14 protein-coding genes and 1 pseudogene are annotated in these 17,656 nt (G+C 46.5%); 9 read left to right on the top strand and 6 right to left on the bottom strand.

Annotation, left to right across the window (positions count from 1 at the left end; genetic code table 11):
* On the top strand, positions 1–239 hold a 239-nt coding region (locus FD47_RS15525), incomplete at its 5' end, for a hypothetical protein (protein WP_056980708.1).
* A 93-nt stretch (positions 240–332) separates the two neighbouring features.
* Here FD47_RS15525 and FD47_RS11725 read toward each other — a convergent pair.
* The gene (locus tag FD47_RS11725; protein WP_225352957.1) at positions 333–1,532 is read right to left on the bottom strand and encodes a helix-turn-helix domain-containing protein; all 1,200 of its coding nucleotides are present in this window, start codon (positions 1,530–1,532) and stop codon (positions 333–335) included.
* Positions 1,533–1,780: 248 nt separating this feature from the next.
* Between FD47_RS11725 and FD47_RS11720 the strand changes: the two genes are divergently transcribed.
* Positions 1,781–2,986, top strand: coding sequence for a phosphopentomutase (locus tag FD47_RS11720; protein WP_235806082.1), 1,206 nt, complete (start codon positions 1,781–1,783; stop codon positions 2,984–2,986).
* 191 nt (positions 2,987–3,177) lie between these two features.
* Here FD47_RS11720 and FD47_RS11715 read toward each other — a convergent pair whose 3' ends face one another.
* Positions 3,178–4,101 carry an NAD(P)H-binding protein gene (locus FD47_RS11715; protein WP_056980707.1) on the bottom strand — a complete coding sequence of 308 codons (924 nt, stop codon included), beginning with the start codon at positions 4,099–4,101 and terminating at the stop codon, positions 3,178–3,180.
* A 110-nt stretch (positions 4,102–4,211) separates the two neighbouring features.
* Between FD47_RS11715 and FD47_RS11710 the strand changes: the two genes are divergently transcribed.
* The 3 genes and pseudogenes from FD47_RS11710 to FD47_RS11700 all read left to right on the top strand — a co-directional run bounded on the left by FD47_RS11710 (position 4,212) and on the right by FD47_RS11700 (position 6,866).
* Positions 4,212–4,820: a TetR/AcrR family transcriptional regulator gene (locus FD47_RS11710; protein ID WP_054735998.1), complete on the top strand. Its 609-nt coding sequence runs from the start codon at positions 4,212–4,214 to the stop codon at positions 4,818–4,820.
* 165 nt (positions 4,821–4,985) lie between these two features.
* The gene (locus FD47_RS11705; protein ID WP_056980706.1) at positions 4,986–5,813 is read left to right on the top strand and encodes a C39 family peptidase; all 828 of its coding nucleotides are present in this window, start codon (positions 4,986–4,988) and stop codon (positions 5,811–5,813) included.
* A gap of 18 nt (positions 5,814–5,831) precedes the next feature.
* Positions 5,832–6,866: pseudogene (locus FD47_RS11700) on the top strand (DUF5776 domain-containing protein).
* 111 nt (positions 6,867–6,977) lie between these two features.
* Here the strand turns inward: FD47_RS11700 and FD47_RS11695 are convergent.
* The 3 genes from FD47_RS11695 to FD47_RS11685 all read right to left on the bottom strand — a co-directional run bounded on the left by FD47_RS11695 (position 6,978) and on the right by FD47_RS11685 (position 12,098).
* Positions 6,978–7,586, bottom strand: a complete 609-nt coding sequence (locus FD47_RS11695; protein WP_008211364.1) for a TetR family transcriptional regulator — start codon at positions 7,584–7,586, stop codon at positions 6,978–6,980.
* A 146-nt stretch (positions 7,587–7,732) separates the two neighbouring features.
* Positions 7,733–8,740 (bottom strand): acyltransferase family protein, encoded by a 1,008-nt coding sequence (locus FD47_RS11690; RefSeq protein WP_054735996.1) that lies wholly within the window; start codon positions 8,738–8,740, stop codon positions 7,733–7,735.
* 256 nt (positions 8,741–8,996) lie between these two features.
* Positions 8,997–12,098 carry a YfhO family protein gene (locus tag FD47_RS11685; protein WP_056980709.1) on the bottom strand — a complete coding sequence of 1,034 codons (3,102 nt, stop codon included), beginning with the start codon at positions 12,096–12,098 and terminating at the stop codon, positions 8,997–8,999.
* Between the two features lie 211 nt (positions 12,099–12,309).
* Between FD47_RS11685 and FD47_RS11680 the strand changes: the two genes are divergently transcribed.
* A complete protein-coding gene (locus FD47_RS11680; RefSeq protein WP_054735994.1) occupies positions 12,310–13,296 on the top strand; it encodes an ADP-ribosyltransferase in 987 nt (328 codons plus the stop codon).
* Between the two features lie 99 nt (positions 13,297–13,395).
* Here the strand turns inward: FD47_RS11680 and FD47_RS11675 are convergent, their stop codons facing one another.
* Positions 13,396–14,451, bottom strand: coding sequence for an SGNH/GDSL hydrolase family protein (locus FD47_RS11675; RefSeq protein WP_054735991.1), 1,056 nt, complete (start codon positions 14,449–14,451; stop codon positions 13,396–13,398).
* Positions 14,452–14,715: 264 nt separating this feature from the next.
* On the opposite strand from FD47_RS11675, the gene FD47_RS11670 reads away from it, so the two are divergent.
* The 3 genes from FD47_RS11670 to FD47_RS11660 all read left to right on the top strand — a co-directional run bounded on the left by FD47_RS11670 (position 14,716) and on the right by FD47_RS11660 (position 17,649).
* Positions 14,716–15,435: an alpha/beta hydrolase gene (locus FD47_RS11670; protein WP_054735990.1), complete on the top strand. Its 720-nt coding sequence runs from the start codon at positions 14,716–14,718 to the stop codon at positions 15,433–15,435.
* A gap of 223 nt (positions 15,436–15,658) precedes the next feature.
* A complete protein-coding gene (locus FD47_RS11665; RefSeq protein WP_054736014.1) occupies positions 15,659–16,510 on the top strand; it encodes an SDR family NAD(P)-dependent oxidoreductase in 852 nt (283 codons plus the stop codon).
* Positions 16,511–16,707: 197 nt separating this feature from the next.
* Positions 16,708–17,649, top strand: coding sequence for a glycerophosphoryl diester phosphodiesterase membrane domain-containing protein (locus FD47_RS11660; RefSeq protein WP_235806080.1), 942 nt, complete (start codon positions 16,708–16,710; stop codon positions 17,647–17,649).
* Positions 17,650–17,656 lie beyond the last annotated feature (7 nt).

The following is a 17,656-nucleotide window of genomic DNA, read 5'->3' as shown; positions in this document are numbered from 1 at the left end:
AAGTGTCCAACTTGCAGGGTTCACTTCACGGCGAGATTTTTTCAGCCCTGCGGCACGTTGCCATGCAGCGCTATAAATTACTGACCGGCCAATCCATTTCATCAACAGAGTTCGATGCGTTGGTAGCTGATTTACCCGCGTCGCTCAAGCAGGGAATCCTGTCGCTGGCCGCAGAAGATGTGCGCCGCGGCCATACGCGGTTGATTACACAACGCTCAGATGGGTCGTGGCGGGTTTAGAAAACTGGACCAAGCAAAAAAGGCCGCAATTTCAATCGCTGGCATGGTTAGCAGTCGTTCTAATCATGGTAGGCGGTGAAATTGCGGCCTTTCTTAGTCATTTGTATCAGACAGAAGCTTCTTAATGAGGGCGATGTAAATTAAAAATTTATCGTTGGTGTGACGGTAATCCAAGCCGGTTTGTTCGTAAATTAAATTCAGGCGGTAACGAATCGTGTTGGGGTGGGTGAAGAGGACTTCGCCAGTGTCCTTAAACGATTCGTTTTGTTCAAAGAACGCCTCCACGGTTTCAAAGATTTCCGGATTCTCCATTAACTCATCCATTCGAGCGGGATAAAGGCGGCTGTCCTGGTTGGTTGTAATCCGGTTAACCAGATCCCAGAGACTGACATCTCGGTAAAAAATCGGGTGTTCAGCCCAGCCCAACGTGCGGGCAATCTTGACCCCGAACGAAGCTTCAATGAACGCTCGGTGCAGCTTTTTAGATGGATGAGTCGCCGAAACCCCTTCATAGACGGAAAAATGGGGGATGTGAACGTTATTGATAAATTGGTGGTAAATTTTGCGATCGTGAGGCGGCTTTTCGGCCTGCGCTTGGTTGAAGAATGAAATCACCGTTGCGCCATTACTTGCTTCCACCACGAAGAAGGCTAAAATTTTCTCCTCCCGTTCAACGGTGGTAAACCAAGCCCGCGCCTGGTTAATTAAGTCAAATTGGACTTTCAAGCGTTCGCTGGGATTGGGCGTTTTTGCAAACGCAATTCGCGTCACCCGTGCCTGAAGCTTATACAGGTCAACGCCCTTTAAGCCGGAGACAAAGTCGAAGTCTTTATCAGTCGCTGAGTTGGATTTTAATAGGTAATCAAGATCCAGATCAGCCATTTTATTCATCCGGCGATTTTGTAAGAGTAAGCCGTTAATTTCATTTAATATTTGAATGTAAGTGCTGTTCGATTTAATTTTAAATAGTGGAAAGGCCAACTTGTCGCCGAGGTCGATTAGGCGTTTGGGAAACTTTGACTTAGCCGCGTCATCATAGGGTTTCACCATCAAACAACTGATTCTTTTGCTGGCTAATTCACGAACAAGGCGTTCAGCTCCGGCAACGCTGGCCGGCATCATTCGCGAACTCGTAATCACAATTTCGCCGGCCTTAGCCCAACTGTCAACGGCACCCGTGTCCATGATCGTGATGGCATTAGCTGTCTGACCGTGAAGCGATACGCTGTTGACTTGGACAATGCGATCTTGTTCTCTTTCAACGATCGTCTGTAAATCGATCAAATCCGCCACCTCCAAGTTTCGTTAGCTGCCTCTACTTTACCGCATTTTGTTGGTTTAATACATATCATTTTACATTTCGATACCATTATAGTTATTATTCGGGTTTGCGTCTTAGAACTGGCGGGGCACTTGTCGGTTCCTACAAAAGTGAGCGGCCTTTTTTTGTAACATGTCACAACGATTTGGGAGTTCCAAGATGATACACTCTTTTATGAAAGGTGATTTGGATCATCATTTTTTAGAAGATCCGGATCTGGATGATGGGAGAAGATATGAAGCGATTTAATCGAATAGTCATGGTTGTGCTTGATTCGGTTGGCACGGGTGCCGCAGTCGACGCTAAAAAAGATGGAAATCAGCGGGCCGAACTCCTTGGCCACGGGTTCCAACAATTTCAGGGCCGCCTGCAGCTACCAACGCTCACCGCTTTGGGACTGGCAAATATTTCACGGGATGCACCCTTATCGGGGATGTCAATGGCGCACCCGTTAACCAGCTATGTTGGCCGAATTCAGCCAGCTGCAGGTTACAGCGACAGTTTAACGGCCTATTGGGAAATGATGGGGTTGTCGATTCAGCGGCCGCTTCAAACGTTCCCAACTGGGCTGGCGGCTAAGTTCGTCAAACAAATCGAAAAATTCACCAATCGAAAGGTTATTTTAAATGGTCGCTCTTCAATCGGGGATGCGATTAACGACTATGGGTTACAGCAAACACAAGAGGGTGACATTATTGTACTTACTTCAAGTGATTCAATATTGCAGGTGTCCGCCAATCAGGCAGTTGTTTCCAGAAACGAGCTCTATCGAATCTGTCGGTTTATCCGTTTCGTGGCTGACAAAAATAACTTGAGGCTTGGCAGAATTATTGCTCGGCCGTTTGCCGGTGAGGCCCCTTCAAATTTTATTCTCGCCGGTGGCCGTCGCGATTATGCAATGATTCCGCCAGGAAATACCGTGTTAGATTTGTTAACTGGAAGTGATGTACCGGTTATCGGCATTGGTAAAGTGGATGACATTTTTGCCAATCACGGAATTGATAAATCAATTAGCCTGCTGAATAGCGATGATCGGCTGACGCGACTGATCACCGTCATGGAAGAGCAGGCTTTCGGATTGATAATGACTGATTTGGGTGATTTTGAAGCTTCCAATGGTGACAGGTTGGGCAGCCAGGGTTATGGAGAGAAATTAATGCGGGTAGACCGTCAATTAGGAGAAATTATCAATCAACTCAAACCCACGGACCTGCTTATAATCACTGCCGATCACGGCAATGATCAGACCAGCAACCGCACCAGGCATACCAGAGAATTTGTTCCGCTGATCGCCGCATCCCCCAATGCACATGGTGGTCAGTTGGGAACCCGCCGCACTTTCAGTGATATTGGCGCAACGATTCTTGAAAACTTTGGAATTCCCAGTCAGTTCCCTGGGACCTCGTTTCTTAATCAGATTTCTTGAACCAGTTATTTTGTATCATTAGCCTCACAAGATGAATAAGAATTCCCCACACCGTTTGCACCCAGCGATTGCAAACCAAATACACTCAGTCGGTGATTGTCACGCATGTCAGTGACGGTTGGCGACTGAGTGTATTTTTTAACAGTTAAATGATACTGTATTCCGATAGAACTTGATATTAGTTGAAATGCCTAATGATCGATTACCGTGTTCGGACGATCGGCTTGGTCTGGGTGATTATAGGCAACCACAAACGTCTTCACAAAGTCCGCTAGCTTTACGTTTCCAGCCCGAGGCTTTTTTGCATTAAAGTCAGAATAAAGGCTGCTGGGATGTCGTTGGGCGACATTCATTTTGATGAATTGTTCCGCGGTGTCTTTCGGGACGCCGTGAGCGATCATCTGATCACGAGTTTGTTTATCGGTAATTGGAACAAAATGCAGATCTGGCAATGGCAATGCCTGTGAAAGCTGTGTTATGAAATCATTTAGTGAAAAAGTATCGCTATAAACATAGTGCACGGTTTTGCCAGCTGGTACACTGACAACCAGGCTTTTCGCAACTAAGGCAATGTCGCTTGGGTCGACCCAATGTTGAGGTAGACTGTCAGGAATATTTGAGTAGATTGCGTGATCGTTACGAATACTTGGAAGGTTACTGAAAAGATTACTGTAAAAACCAACTGGACGAATAAAGGCGACGTTGACGTTCGGAAGTTTGCTGAGCTGATCTTCAATGGCATGGTAGGCATATAGTGAACCAGAATCGGGATTATTGGCACCAAGGCTACTAAGATTAACGACGTTTTTTACGTGGGATTTCCGGACCGCGTCAGCAAATATTTCACCCTGTGCTTGGGCAGCATTGAATAACGTATCGTTAGTTGTCTGATTTCCGGAAATCATTAAATAGACGGCGTCGGCACCTGTAAATTGACGGGTTAAAAAATGACTATCGTCCATTGAGCCAATTGCCGGAATAGCACCAATTACCTTGATTGCCGCAGTTCGACTGGGGTTCGAACTGATCACAGTTACCTCGTGACCGGCCTGAACAAGACTGGGAATTAGAACGCGATTGATATGACCAAGAGATCCTAATAAAGTAATTTTCATTTTAGTTTCCTCCTTAAAAGATAGGCTTATCTTTTATCAAAGCGATTATAAAGGATAATTCTATCTTTTGTCAACCTTGAAATCTTGGTATTTTCTGGTAATCTAACACTATGAAGAAGAAAGATTTAACTAAAGAAACTAAAATATTGGATGCAACTGTTGCCATTATCATCAATTATGGTGCCAGCGCCATTTCGACCACTAAAGTCGCTAAACACGTCGGTATTTCCCAATCAAATATTTATTTGTATTTTGAGGACAAACAAGCGTTGCTGGAGGGCGTTTATCTCCGAGAAATTAGCAGATTGGAAGAAACACCAGAAATGAAGCTTGTAATGGATGCTGACCGCCCCATCATAGAAAGGTGCTTTAACTATCTTAAGGCGATGTATGATTTTGCAATGGCGAATCCTTACAGTTTGTTTGTCATTTCCCAAATTAAAGGGTTGTCTAAAAGCTTTCCAGATTTAATCGAAAAATTGGTGAGTGGCCACAATCCGGTTGCAACGTTATTTGAAGATGGCGTTCAAGCAGGGGTGCTGCGATCAATTGACCGCAGTTTACCGATGACACTAATCTTTTCGGTAATTCAACGACACGTCGAAAACGTTCAGAATGGTTCGTATGCCAAGAACGTCGTTTCATTCGAAGAATTGAGTCGGCTTATCTGGGGAGGCATTGCGATTGTTCCCTATCCGAGCCACTTACTTCATTCTTGAGTGGTTTCCCAGTTGATCTGTGCGTTTCACGCGGCTAACTGTTTTTTATTTCCATGACGCTGTTTAAAAAATATGAAAAGCCTATTTTCAATCGTACTATTTTCCTATATAATTTAACTTATCATTGGATAGCAATTTAATTACGATCAGAAACTGGGGCGAATCATGAAAATTTGGCAGTTCATACTGATAGTCGGCATGGGGGTCTTTTCAATGGCGATGGCAACGCCGGCATTGGCGGACAGCAGCTTTCAGCAGGTTTATTCAAATACGCCGGCTGACTATTATCGGCGAGTCAGTCCCCGCGGCGAGCTCAGTCGCAACATTTATAAATCTGGCGGCCGCCAGACGAGTGCCGCCAATATGACGCCAATCGCAAGGGCGACTAAGTATGCCGGTAGAGAAGCCCATGTGATCCGCGAAGAGGTGACCGTCGATGGCACCTGGCTGAAATTTACCGTGGGCCATCATGTGGTGGGTTGGATGCTGAATGCGGGGATGAGCCAGTCGTATCTTAGGTTAAATGTCCCCGTGATTGCCCAGCGTCCACAATTGCCGACCGGGTGTGAAATCACCGCAACGGCGATGATGCTCAGGTATTCCGGCGCTGCCGTTACGAAAACGGCGTTGGCCAGGGAGATGCCCCGAAGTAAGAACCCAAACAAGGGGTTCGTTGGCAATCCGTATTCAAAATCGGGGTGGTGGATCTATCCCGGCGGCCTGATGAAACTTGTTAAACGCCATGCGGGATCGGCGATCAATATGACCGGGGCCACGTTTGGGAAGATTAAAGCTCAGATTAACCAGGATCACGCAGTGGTTGTGTGGGTGAATGGGGTTGACGGATTCGTTAATCACGCCCTCACGGTGACCGGCTATTCAACCAAGCGGGTTTACTACAACGATCCGTGGACGGCTAAGCGTGACAGTATGGGAATCACCACCTTTCAGAAACACCGGCGGCATGATGGTTATCGGGCACTCAGTTATTAAAAGTCGGGGGAATTCATGATGAAATTAAAAACAAAATTGATTTTAATGGTTGGAGTCGCGGTTCTTGTCAGTGTTCTGGGCCAATTATCGGTTTCGGCTGCGTCGTTTACCACCAATCCACAAATTGTGAGAACCAAAACCGCTGTGAATCTCTATCGGGATGCAGCGCGAACCAAAAAGGTTAAGGCAATGAAGAAGGGCACCTTCCTAAAAATTGCCGACGTTGTCCAAAGAAACGGCAAGATAACCGCGCTTGAAACCAATCACAAACAATACCTTACGGCTAACCAATCTTTCGTTGCGAAGACGGCCGGCTATCAAAATCCAAAGAAGTACTATCAAGTTCACTACCAGCAAATTAAGCCTTACGGAAAGGTAGGGTACACTGTTAAACGGGGATTTGAAGGCATCAAGACTTGGTATATTATGCGCAAAATGGGCACTTTTGCGGGGTATGATAAATATAATCAGGCCACGTATCAAGCAGTGAAGGCGTTTCAGCGACGGCATCATCTTGAGGTGACCGGTAACGTAAACGAAGCAACCTGGCTTAAAATGGGATTTACCAAGCATGCCTGGACCGCGATTGACAGTTACGTGGCCCCGTTAAAGGCGTTTGCCTGGCAGGGACGCCAAGCGCATATTAACGCGATGATCCACCAAGCAACTCGTTACATGGGTAATCCATATCTGGTCGGGTCATCTTCAAGCCCTAAATATGGCACCGATTGTTCCGGCCTCGTGATGCAGGCGTTGTACGCCGGTGGCATTAGCCCAGTTCCGGTGAGCGCCATTCACCACGCCTATCCTGGTAACGAGTGGAACTCGCGGAATCTCTGGGCAAGCAAGAAATTGAAACACGTTGCCTATCGTCATCGGCAACGCGGCGATCTGATCTTCTATTATTAACCGGGGACCCATGTTATCTGGCACGTCGCCATTTATCTGGGGGCCAACCGGGTCATCGAAAGCTGGCCGCCACGGATTATGGTGCAGCCGATTCGCAATGGCCAACGTTCGGACGTGGCTGGCGTGGCCCGCGTGTTTAATTAAAAATGATCGAAAAAAATCCGCTGCTCGGCTGATTTGCTGGGTAGGGGATTTTTTTAGTGGGCTGGTGGTTATCCGCTTTTAGCGGCCGCCGTTCAGCGCTCAGATTGTTGGTTAAATCCATTTTACTTTCGAGGCGGTCATGACCGGCATCAAAATTTTGGTCACAATTTGGGCCAAGTCTTTTTTGCTGCTGTGGTCATGATGGATGATTTGGTTAATGAGCATGAGTTCTGGGAGGGCAGCAGCCTGCTGGGGAAGCTGTCCCATATTAATTTCATGGTGCCGGTCGGCGCGTTTTAAGATTGTTTGGATAACGTGATCGAAATTCGGTCCTGTTGAAGCAAGCGACAAAATTTGGTTGGGAGAGGCAGCCATTAATTGTTCCTGAATGAAGTCATCAAACATTGGTTGACTGAGCTCATTGATTTCAGGACGCATCTCGTTAAATAATTTGATAAGATCCTGCTGAAGATTGCCACTGTTTGGCGTCTTCAGCGTGACAATCTGCTGATCAAATTTGATGAGTGCTTCGCGAACCAGCAGAGAACGCTTGGGCCAGCGTCTGATTAACAAGTTTTTCTTAATGCCGGTGTGCACGGAAATGGCGGCCATCGTAATTGCTGGGTAGCCATCATGTTGGAGCATGTCCCAGGCTGCCGTCAGCACCAAGTTGAGTTGGGAATCTGATAAGTCGCCGGCTGTTTGTTGAAGTGTTTGCAAATAATCATCTTCTTATAACTAAATTCGCATCTATTATGATAGGGATTATGATGCCTGTCAATGAATGAGGACGCTAAATGATCAAGAAAATAACGCCTACCAGCGAAACCCTCAAGAGGTGTCTCAATGGTGGCGTTATTTGATGTTTAATTATCAAGATACAGACTGCGATTCCGGATAACCGGGTGCGTCAGTAACGTAATGAGCATTGGCACGATCACGGCGATAATGACCTTCGTCGCAATGTTATCAATGCCGGCCATGGTTGTCATATCAAGTAATGCGTTGTGTAGATACATGATAATCATGGTGTGCTGACCAATGGTTGCCAGAATGAAGCTGCTGCTGAAATGGGTGGTGAGATATGAAAGCCCCATCACGCCAAACGAGAAGATCAATGGGATTGTCCCAACCAGCAGAACCTTTGGCAGGGATCCTTCAATGAGGTGGGACTTCATTGAAAATTGAAAATCAAACTGGCCGTTGAGATACAGGGCAACTAAAGCGCCCATCGCCGCGACGATCATGCCGATCACCTTCGGATTTTCAATCCAGTGGTAGTTGGTATGGAAAACCAGATAGCCAATGTAGGTAAAGAACGCGGCAATGAGGACAATGTCGGCGTTCCAAGGCATTGTTTCAAAATTGTAAAGATGCAGCCAATTGATCTTGTCGTAGCAGGTGCCGAGAAACAGCGCTATTGAGACAATTGTTAACTGCAGCCAGCGATGTTTGACCACTGAAATTAATCCGGTGACCGCCACAATCGAGAGCAGGTAAACGTTAATGAACCAGAAAGTGCTGGTGTATAGGTTGAGGGTTCGGCCCCCAACAATTAATCGTGACCAATGGTTGACCAGGTATTGCCAATCCTTATTGTAAAGAATGCTATAAAGCAGGATCAAGCCAATCCCAGCCATAAAGTAGATGAGCAGATCACGATAAATGCGTTTATTAAAGAACTTTTTCCATTCAGATAGCTTTTGGACATTAATTGGTTTCAGGAAGAAGCCGCCAATAATGAAGAATAGCGGCATGTGCCACCAATAAATCACGTGAGTTGTAAGGCCGCTGCTTAAAGCGTGGCCGATGACGACGGCAATGATGCCGTACGCCTTTGCGATATCAATCCATTCAATTCGTTTCTTTGCCATATATTTCCACGATCACCTGACCTTATTGATTTTGAAGTTGGCGTTCAATAATTGAACGTATTCTAATTTTTACCAGAATAACCTTAACTCAGGCTTAACTCAAAAACAAAGTCTGTCAGATTAAGAAATCCTTAGATAATTGAATCCATTATCTAAAGCCACATTCTATTGTAATCATGAGGACTAAACCGTCAATGCCACCCAATCAAGTCATGGCGTATTTAGATTGAATGCGTTTCAAATTCACACAACCAACTTAATTGCGGCGGTTCTTAATGTTAAGGATCAGCCTGATCAATGAGAAGATGACGAACCAGCCAATGCCGATCACCGATAAGAGAATGCCCAGCTTAAATCCAGGCGTTTCGTAAGTGAGTTTAACGGAATGCCGGCCCGCAGGCATTCGGGCGCCAATGAATCCAGTGTTGACGCGGCGTAATTTGGTGGGCTGGCCGTCAACAGTGAGGTGCCAACCGGTCGTATAAGGAATGGACGTCGTCATGACGCGCGTCTGGGTGGCTGGCGTTGTGTAACCGCTAATTGTGTCATTTGTGACCTTTTGATATTGAAGGCCGGTCTGCTGCAGGCGTTTCATTCGCAAGTTGTATTGCCGGTTAAATGGGACGGCAACTAACTTGAGGCTGTTGAAATGTAACTGCTTGACGCCGCGGAACCGTACAATTAATGCTTTTCGCTGCTTACTGGAATAACCGAGGTTTAACAAAATATGCTGCCGATTTTCATAGTCTGACAGGTTGTTGATTGGCAGCTGGCGGGCCGTGTTTTGGTTATCGCCAGTTTGCACGGAAATTCGGTAACCGCCCATATCCGGATATTGGGCGGCGGTCCGTAAGCGGTCGATCTTTTGCAGTTTGGAAACCGGTTCGCCGCTGACAATTGAATCGGCTCGTAAATTATTGAGACGATCCATCATGGTATGGCGGGTCGCCGAAACGCCGTTGATTTCAAGGTAGAGTTCGGAATTTCGGTACCTTTCGGGATGCTTAATTGCCAATCGGTAGGCCAAGTGGTGACCCTGGGCATCGTTATCCATGACCTTGAGGGCCGTTTGATTTTCAGCAGCGTTGCGGGCAGTTACGTCGCGGTTTTGATTAATCACGTTTGTTAACGGGCGACCCTTCGGATTAAGACCGGTGGCCTTCTCCCAGATAGCAATCTTATTTTTCGGCAGCGTGGTTTTGAACTTAGCAGCTGCCTGGCGATAACGGGCGTTTGGCGAATGACGCATTCGGTACAGGGTGGCCTTAATTGGGTTATTCACGATGTGCTGGTCGAATAGCTGCGGCGTGTAATCAACGGTTTGAATTGAAGACGTTGGTGTCGTTCGGCTCACACCGGAAATTGGCTTTTCCACCTGGACGCCGGTCGTGAGGGCCTGTTCCCGTTGCAGTGGCGTGAGGCCGTTATAATCGGAGGCTGAAATCACGTGGTTTTGCATGTAAACCAGTGGGAGTGCTAAATCGGATTTCAACAGAACGGTTCCGGAATGATTGCTGAGGCCGGGAACCGGCAACTCAGGAAAGTCCAGGATGCCACCCCGAGCGTTCTTAACGAAGTGAAACCCATAAGGAACAGCTTGGGGACGCTTGACGATGTCGGTTTTGGCGAACATGTACTGAACGCCCATCATGTTAAGCAATGTGGTGCGGCTGTCGCCTTCGCCAATGACCGAGTTGACCACCGAGTCAGAATTGCCGATTGATCGGTTAAATTTCAACAGGTAACCATTTTGAATCGAATAGTAGGCCCCTAAATCGTGGGTTCCCAGGATCATGGGAATGTTGTTGCCCGCCGTTCGGTGCCGGTAGTAGTTACTCATGGTGGTGGTCCGATAGAAGCCAGTGTTCTTTGGCAGGCCCTTTTCGGCACCGTCGTAATAGTCTTTCAACCATTTAGAGGCTGATCCCGACACTAATTCTGAGTCGAGGTTCCGACTGTTGTTGGGGCTCAGCCACCCCTGACCGTTGCTGACAAGGTTGACAAGGATCAGACTTGTGAGCGTGATTGCGACTGTCGTGGCTGATAAGTTGAGCGATTTCTGACAGGCAATCAAGAGTAACAGTCCAATCAAAAAGCCATAGGCAATCAGATCGTTTTGCTTAACGTTTAGTGTAAAGCCCTTGGTAATCCAGACCATCGCAATGAGCGCAATGGTGGCGCCAATCAACCAGCGCAAATCACTCTTTGTGAGTTCGCCTAGGTGGTCCACAAAAATCATGACGGCCAGACTAGCGGGTAGGACCGCTAAAAATAACCACCGGTTTGACGGCGTCGACAGGGCGTTGGCCGTGGCACTTACTTGGGGCAGTAGGACCGCTGCCAAAATGACAACGATAATCGTTGCGAGGGCCCGATTTTCCTTGAAGTGTTTTAGAATGTAAACTCCGGCGAGAAAGGCAATCCCACAGAAATTCAAGACCAGCCAGTAATCCTTAATGGTTGTGCTGGTGATCAACTGGTTGGGCAATGAAAAGTAGTATTTGGCAGGATATAGCAGTAGGCCGTTCGCAAATTTGGCGTGGTAAGCAATTCTCGTTGAGTTTAGGACGGCCATCAGGGTTGGAAACAGCACAACGCCGGCCATCATCAGGCCGGTAACAACCGCTTGAATCAGGCAGTAGGCAATTTTGAGATTTGGCATTGAGTGATCGGCACCGTGACGATAATGAATGTAGCGGGTGATTAGATAAACCAGCGTTCCCAAGGCCAACATGTAGGCAAAGTAGAAGTTGCTGATTAACGCGAGACCGGTTGCCAGCGCCAATGGCAGCCAATTTTGGCGATGAATGACTTTTTCAACACCCATTGCCAGTAATGGGAAAATAATCATTGGTAGTAAAAAGAACGGGTGATGCATTGAGACGTAAAAGTTGTATCCAGAAAACGTGTAGATTAGCGTTCCGATCAGTTTGCTATGACGGCTGAATGATCTTTCGTTAGCCCAGGCAAGAAAGGCCAGCCCAACGCAGTACAGCCGCAGCAAAATAAGAACCTGATAACCCAATTCGAGTTTGCTGGGTGGAAACAGCCCAATCAAGTAGCTGAACGGATCCCCAACTATGTAAAAGGCAAACGTGGTTAGTTGGTCAGCGCCGGCGCCAAGGTTCCATGACCAGCCGAATAATGACTGGTGAGCGGTTCCTTGGAGGATCCGTTGAAACTGGGCCAGAATTGGAAAGTGCTGGGCGATCCCGTCAACGTTCCAGATTAACGTTCGCCCGGCTAACCAAGGTAACGAATATGTGAGCACACAAATAAACAGGAAGGCTGCCGTGTAAAGAATAAACAGCGGGATCTTTCTGGTTGGTTTGGTGGTGCGTGATGCGATTTCTTGCATGATTTGAACCCCTCCTAGTAACACCAAATCCATTGTCGACTGTGAAGCGCTGCCATGGCAAGCTAAATTTGAAAACTTAATCATTTTAACAAGGCCGTTAATCATCTGTAAAATTTGAAATCCAAAAATGATGATTGACTCGCGGTCAACTTGCAAAGATCCGCCATTAGTGTAGAATGATGCTTATTGTTTTCAAAGGAGTGGGTTATTCATGTTTAAACCAAAGCAATTAATCCTTGCGATGGCATTATTAATCGGGCTTGTTTCTGCGAGTCCGGCAAGTGGCAAATCAATTAAAAAAGAAGTTCAGGGCAATGTGACCACCACCATTACCACCGATTATCAAGCCCACCTGCACAATGTTGGGGCTAAGCGAATTGTGACAAATAAACCCGTGAAGCTCTACGGGGTGACCCATGGGCAAGCCGATTATAATCACACCCTTTTGGTTACCAAGAACACCGTGCTCACGATTAAAGCGCGGTTAGCTAATCGGCAGGATTTAATCGTGACGGTTCCTCGCAACCACAACCAGTACGTCTTGGTGAATCCGCGGGCATTCGTTTATCACGCCAAAGGGGTTAAAAATAGTTGGCAGTCAACCAGTCAACTGAAGCAGGCTTCCAAAAAGTGGGCAAAGGGCCTCACTAAATCTCAGATTAAGGCGATTCGGTACTACACCGATAAGGGATACACTAAAATTAACACGGCATTGCGAACCCCCAATAGTCAGCAAAGTCAGAAAGTCACCAATAGCATTCAAGAGATTAACGTTGGTCTGCAGGCGTTTAAGCTGAACAAGCCACTGACCGTTTATCGCGGGACGTCGTGGGTTGGCCTGCAAAAATCATTGGGAAGTAAGTCAGTGAAGATTGGCGGTTCGTACAGCGACCCGGCGTATTCTTCGTGCACCCTGAGTCAGATGATTGGCTTGGGCTTTTCTAAGCAGCACGTGCTTCTCAAGGTCAATCTGCCAGCTGGCAATCATGGGGCTTACATCGATCCGATTTCAACCAACGTCGGTGAAAAAGAATTCTTAATGGCCAGCGGCACAAAATTGATTGTGACCAAGGTGCAAAAGGGCCAGTCAATTGTGCATACCGTGACGAAAATCCAGAAGAAGGGCAAGCCCGCCAAGCAGCACGTTACCAATACCAAGACAAATTACACGATGGTCACATTGAATTTAAAACGATAATCTTCGAAAAATAGCCATAAAATTAAAAATGAGATCCGGATAGAAACTAAGTTACATCAGTTTCTAACTGGATCTCATTTTGATTGATTTCATTGTTAATTATTTGGTTGCAAGATACTTTGCCAGATAGTAACCGAGTTTCTGAGCAACTTGCGGTGTTGGGTGGATCTCATGATCCTCATAGACAACGTCGTGGTTTTGCTCGGTGATAACATCTGGGGCAATGCGATCAAAGTTTACGACCGAGATGCCTAATTGACGATACATTTTGGCTTCGGCGCTTCGAAGCTGGCCGAATGAGTAGCCGTACATGTTAAACATGTTTTGCCGGCTTTCCCCATCGGGCGCAAACCTTGTTAGCGGCAGGACACCGTAAATCTTAGCCCGGGGGTTGGTCATCTTGATGGCCATTACGTCTCGCCGTAAGTGGCGGATGACGTTATGAAGATTCCCTGATCCGGAATTGTTGGTGTAGTCATTGGTACCGATGTGGACAAAGATCATGTTCATATTCTTAATCTCGTTGAGATGCGCCTTGATGGCAACCGGTAAATCCTGAGCCACCCGGGTTGTCCCGATGTAGGCAAACCGGTGGCCGACAATTTTAGCGTGGGGAACCGCGAAGTTCTCCACCCGGTTACCAGTTCCCAAATACTTGGCAAGCCAATCCGGATAAGAATTATTCAGGTAGTAGTGATAGCCATCCCATCCGGCAGGAATGGAGTCGCCAAAGAAGCCAATCTTTTTATGATAGAAGCGGTTGCCAGCACTGGCAAGCTTCAAATTGTAGGATTTGCTGTTAATGGATTTTAATTGGGACCGTAAGACCCAAAATGTGTTGCGGCCACTGGCATTGGTGACCTGATAAGCGAGTTGGGACTTGCCGTTGAAGATTAATTTGGCGGTGTGGGTCCGGTACCAAGCATCCTTCAAGAAGGGCTTGTTACTCAACGACTGGGTCAGCGCAACGTTATTATATAAAATAGCAGATTTGCGAAGGGCGTAGGCGTGCGTGATTGCCGGGGTGTTGTACACCACTTTAACTTCCTGGGAACTTGTATCGGCAACGCGACTGGTTGCGAAGAATGTTCCGCCCGCGATTAAAAAGGACGCCATAATTGCTAAAATGACTTTGTGTTTAGAAAACCAGAACATATTCAATTTTCTCCTCAGAATTTTGATAATCCCCTTAAAATAACAAAGTGTATTATAAGTTATTAACAACGGGTTGGTCAATTGAATGAGAAAATCTTAACATTAATATGCCGAATTTGTAACTATCATAAATGTGAATAGTTACATAACAAAGTCTTATAAGTGCTCAAGCCTCCGGAGTGGCGGGCATCTCACGATTTTTTACAGCTTGTTTGGATAGCATTTTTTTCGAATTCACCTTATCATATAGGGTGAGGTGATTGGATGGATATTAAGAACGTTTCATTAAAACAGGACAATTCGTCATTAGACATTTATCAAAGCAGCACTGATGAAAAGCTGCCAGGAATTGTGATTATTGGCGGCGGAAGTTACAAGCAGCTAAAGGAACGGGATACCGAGCGGGTTGCGCTAACTTTTGCAACCCAGGCATTTCAAGCCTACGTTGTGAACTATCCGGTTTTGGAAAACAAAAGTTATGCCGGGGCTAAAACCGCGGTTGAACAGTCCTTCGACTACATCGTGAGCCACGCCGATGACTTACAGGTCGATGTCGATAAACTGGGAATTATTGGTTTCTCTGCCGGCGGTCAGTTGGCCGCTGATTATGGTAACGAAGCCAATACCCACGCCAAATTCGTCATGCTGGGATACCCAGTGATTAAGCCAACGCTTGACGAAAAGATGGGCATCAAGAGTACCGACGTTTCCAAGACGGTTACACCAAACACCCCGCCAACCTTCGTATGGGGGTCAATCAATGATGGCTTGACCCCATTTTTGGACCACATTCACGTGTATGCCGAAGCATTGGCGAAGAACAAAGTACCATTTGAAGTTCATGAATTTGGTACCGGCAATCACGGCATTGCCCTTGCTAACAAGTGGACCGCGATTGTCAATGGCGATCGCGGCGACAAGCATATGTCACGATGGTTCCGTTTGGGACTGGAGTGGCTGGCTGAAGTCGTTGGGGTTAAATAATAACTGAGAATCAGCATCAGCGATCATTTTTATGGAAATTTTAATTAATTAGATTGATCAAACTCGCTTAGAAATTGTGGTGAAAGCCACGACTTTTAAGCGAGTTTTTTGAAAAAGGTAACTGATAATCTGAGTATTTGATCGGTTATGTGGTAGACTCATTTGAAAACGGACTCAAGTTTGTCATGAACAGGCACAAGCGAGGAAAGGGCGGTAATTGGTGATGCGTGCAAACAAAGATGAGTTGATTGTTGTGACGGGTGCTTCATCCGGGATGGGTGAAACAACGGCTTATTCACTAGCGGCGATGGGTTACCATGTTTTGGGCGGGGTGTTATCGGCTGATGAAGCGGATAAAATAAGTCGGCCTAATATCGAACCAATTCTACTTGACATTACCAACGGCGAAAACATCGATTCTTTGGTTAGAAGGATCACCAACGACCGGGACAAACGACCACTGCGGGCGTTAATCAACAATGCAGGAATTGAATTTAACGCCCCGTTTGAACTGTTGGGGATTGATGAGTGGCGCAGACAATTTGAAGTTAATTTGTTTGGTCAAGTTTCGATTGCCCAACGGATGTTGCCACTGTTGCGTGCTAGCAAAGGCACAATCGTCAATATTACTTCGGTAGGCGGTCGGGTTGCTTTGCCTAATTACAGTGCCTATGCGGCAACCAAATTCGCCTTTGAGGCAATGAGTGATTCATTGAGACGTGAGGTTAAAACCCAGGGAATTAAGGTGATCGTGATCGAACCCGGGGGTATTCGAACACACATGGCAGCGTATAGTGGCCAATTGTCACTGAATTTTGCCAAGAAAATGAGTCCAAAGCATCAACGATTGTACCGAAAATTAGTCGATCAGGCGGTGGCATCACAGACCAATTTCTTGCGCCATGCAATGTCAGCGGACGCGGCGGGGGAGAAGATTGCAAAAATTACGGTAAAAAAGTTGCCAAGAACGCGTTATTGGTTAGGCGCCGATGCCCATATGACAATTCCAATGGCCAGCCTATTACCACCAAAGGCAATGGATTGGGTGCTGGCACTTAGTCGGCGTTTTTCTTAAGAATCTCCCAAATAGTGGTATTAGGTCGTTCATGGGGATTCAAATTAGTGTTCTTGAGAAATCCAAGGTCCGTAATTTGCTCGGGTGCTATTGAGCCAATCTAATTAATTGTGAAAGCCAATTCACCAATCCTTCATCTCGTATGCGACTATGCTAAGATAAAGACGTTATTATCGAAATGAGGGGAAGTTTGGCTTGTGAAAAAGCAAAAGCTGCTGCGGCAGTCGGTTAAATTATTTTTCAAAAACTGGGGCGCCTACGTGACGCTGGTGATTGTATTGAACTTGATTATCAGCGCAATTCTTGTGCCGCTAATGGAGTATTCAACCAGTCTGATCTTACAGTACAACGGCGTGCCATACATATCTTATACAAACGTGGGCTGGTTACTCACCACCAAGCCGGTGGCTGTCTTGGAATTGCTGGCATTGCTGGTGATACTGTTTGCAATGGTGTTTTGGCAGTTTGCTTTTTTGGTGTCCGGCATTGACAATATTTCTCGGCACCACAACCAAACGTTCTGGCAAATTGCCGGTCACGCGGTCAGCCAGATGGCCCATTTGCGGTTTGGCAGTTTTCTGTTCTTTACAATTTACTTTATCCTGGTACTGCCGTTTTCCAACGTTTATTTGAGTTCGCCACTCTTATCAAAAGTGGCTATCCCGACATTTATCTTGGAAACGGTGACCAAAAATGCGTGGCTGGAAATTTTACTGGCGGCGGTGGCCATCCTGGTTTTATACATCGGAATTCGCCTAACGCTCGTTTTGCCCCTTATGATTCTCAAGCGGCAACGGGGATTTGAAGCGGCTGGTAACAGTTGGGCAATGACCCGTCATCGGACTTGGGGATATATGTGGCGCCTGATGATGTTGGGCGTGATTTCACTGGCGTCGACCACCTTGTTATCAGTGGGCCTTTACTTTCTTCAAATGAATTTAGATCATCAATCTAGTGGAATTGCCTTCACCGGGGCGGTCATCAATATGGGCCTTCTGGTGATCTGGCAGCGGCTGATTGCCTCCTTTAGTCTGGTGGTCTTTATGCTCATGCTGATTTTAGCCATTCGGGACGACAACGTTGCGCAAATAAAAACGCCTGCTAAATTACCTAGCAATGAGCTATACCCCCAAAGTTAAAGTAAAA

The organism is Lentilactobacillus parafarraginis DSM 18390 = JCM 14109 (genome assembly GCF_001435895.1).
In the GTDB taxonomy this organism is placed as follows: Bacteria; Bacillota; Bacilli; order Lactobacillales; family Lactobacillaceae; genus Lentilactobacillus; species Lentilactobacillus parafarraginis.
The sequence above is the reverse complement of the archived record's forward strand: the minus strand, read 5'-3'. Positions and strand labels throughout refer to the sequence as shown.

Excerpts from the sequence above, each read along its gene's own strand:
- FD47_RS11670 (WP_054735990.1), top strand. The coding sequence starts at position 14,716 with ATGGATATTAAGAACGTTTCATTAAAACAGGACAATTCGTCATTAGAC.
- FD47_RS11710 (WP_054735998.1), top strand. The coding sequence starts at position 4,212 with ATGAAGAAGAAAGATTTAACTAAAGAAACTAAAATATTGGATGCAACT.
- FD47_RS11715 (WP_056980707.1), bottom strand. The coding sequence starts at position 4,101 with ATGAAAATTACTTTATTAGGATCTCTTGGTCATATCAATCGCGTTCTA.
- FD47_RS11705 (WP_056980706.1), top strand. The coding sequence starts at position 4,986 with ATGAAAATTTGGCAGTTCATACTGATAGTCGGCATGGGGGTCTTTTCA.
- FD47_RS11690 (WP_054735996.1), bottom strand. The coding sequence starts at position 8,740 with ATGGCAAAGAAACGAATTGAATGGATTGATATCGCAAAGGCGTACGGC.
- FD47_RS11720 (WP_235806082.1), top strand. The coding sequence starts at position 1,781 with ATGATGGGAGAAGATATGAAGCGATTTAATCGAATAGTCATGGTTGTG.
- FD47_RS11680 (WP_054735994.1), top strand. The coding sequence starts at position 12,310 with ATGTTTAAACCAAAGCAATTAATCCTTGCGATGGCATTATTAATCGGG.
- FD47_RS11675 (WP_054735991.1), bottom strand. The coding sequence starts at position 14,451 with ATGTTCTGGTTTTCTAAACACAAAGTCATTTTAGCAATTATGGCGTCC.
- FD47_RS11685 (WP_056980709.1), bottom strand. The coding sequence starts at position 12,098 with ATGCAAGAAATCGCATCACGCACCACCAAACCAACCAGAAAGATCCCG.
- FD47_RS11665 (WP_054736014.1), top strand. The coding sequence starts at position 15,659 with ATGCGTGCAAACAAAGATGAGTTGATTGTTGTGACGGGTGCTTCATCC.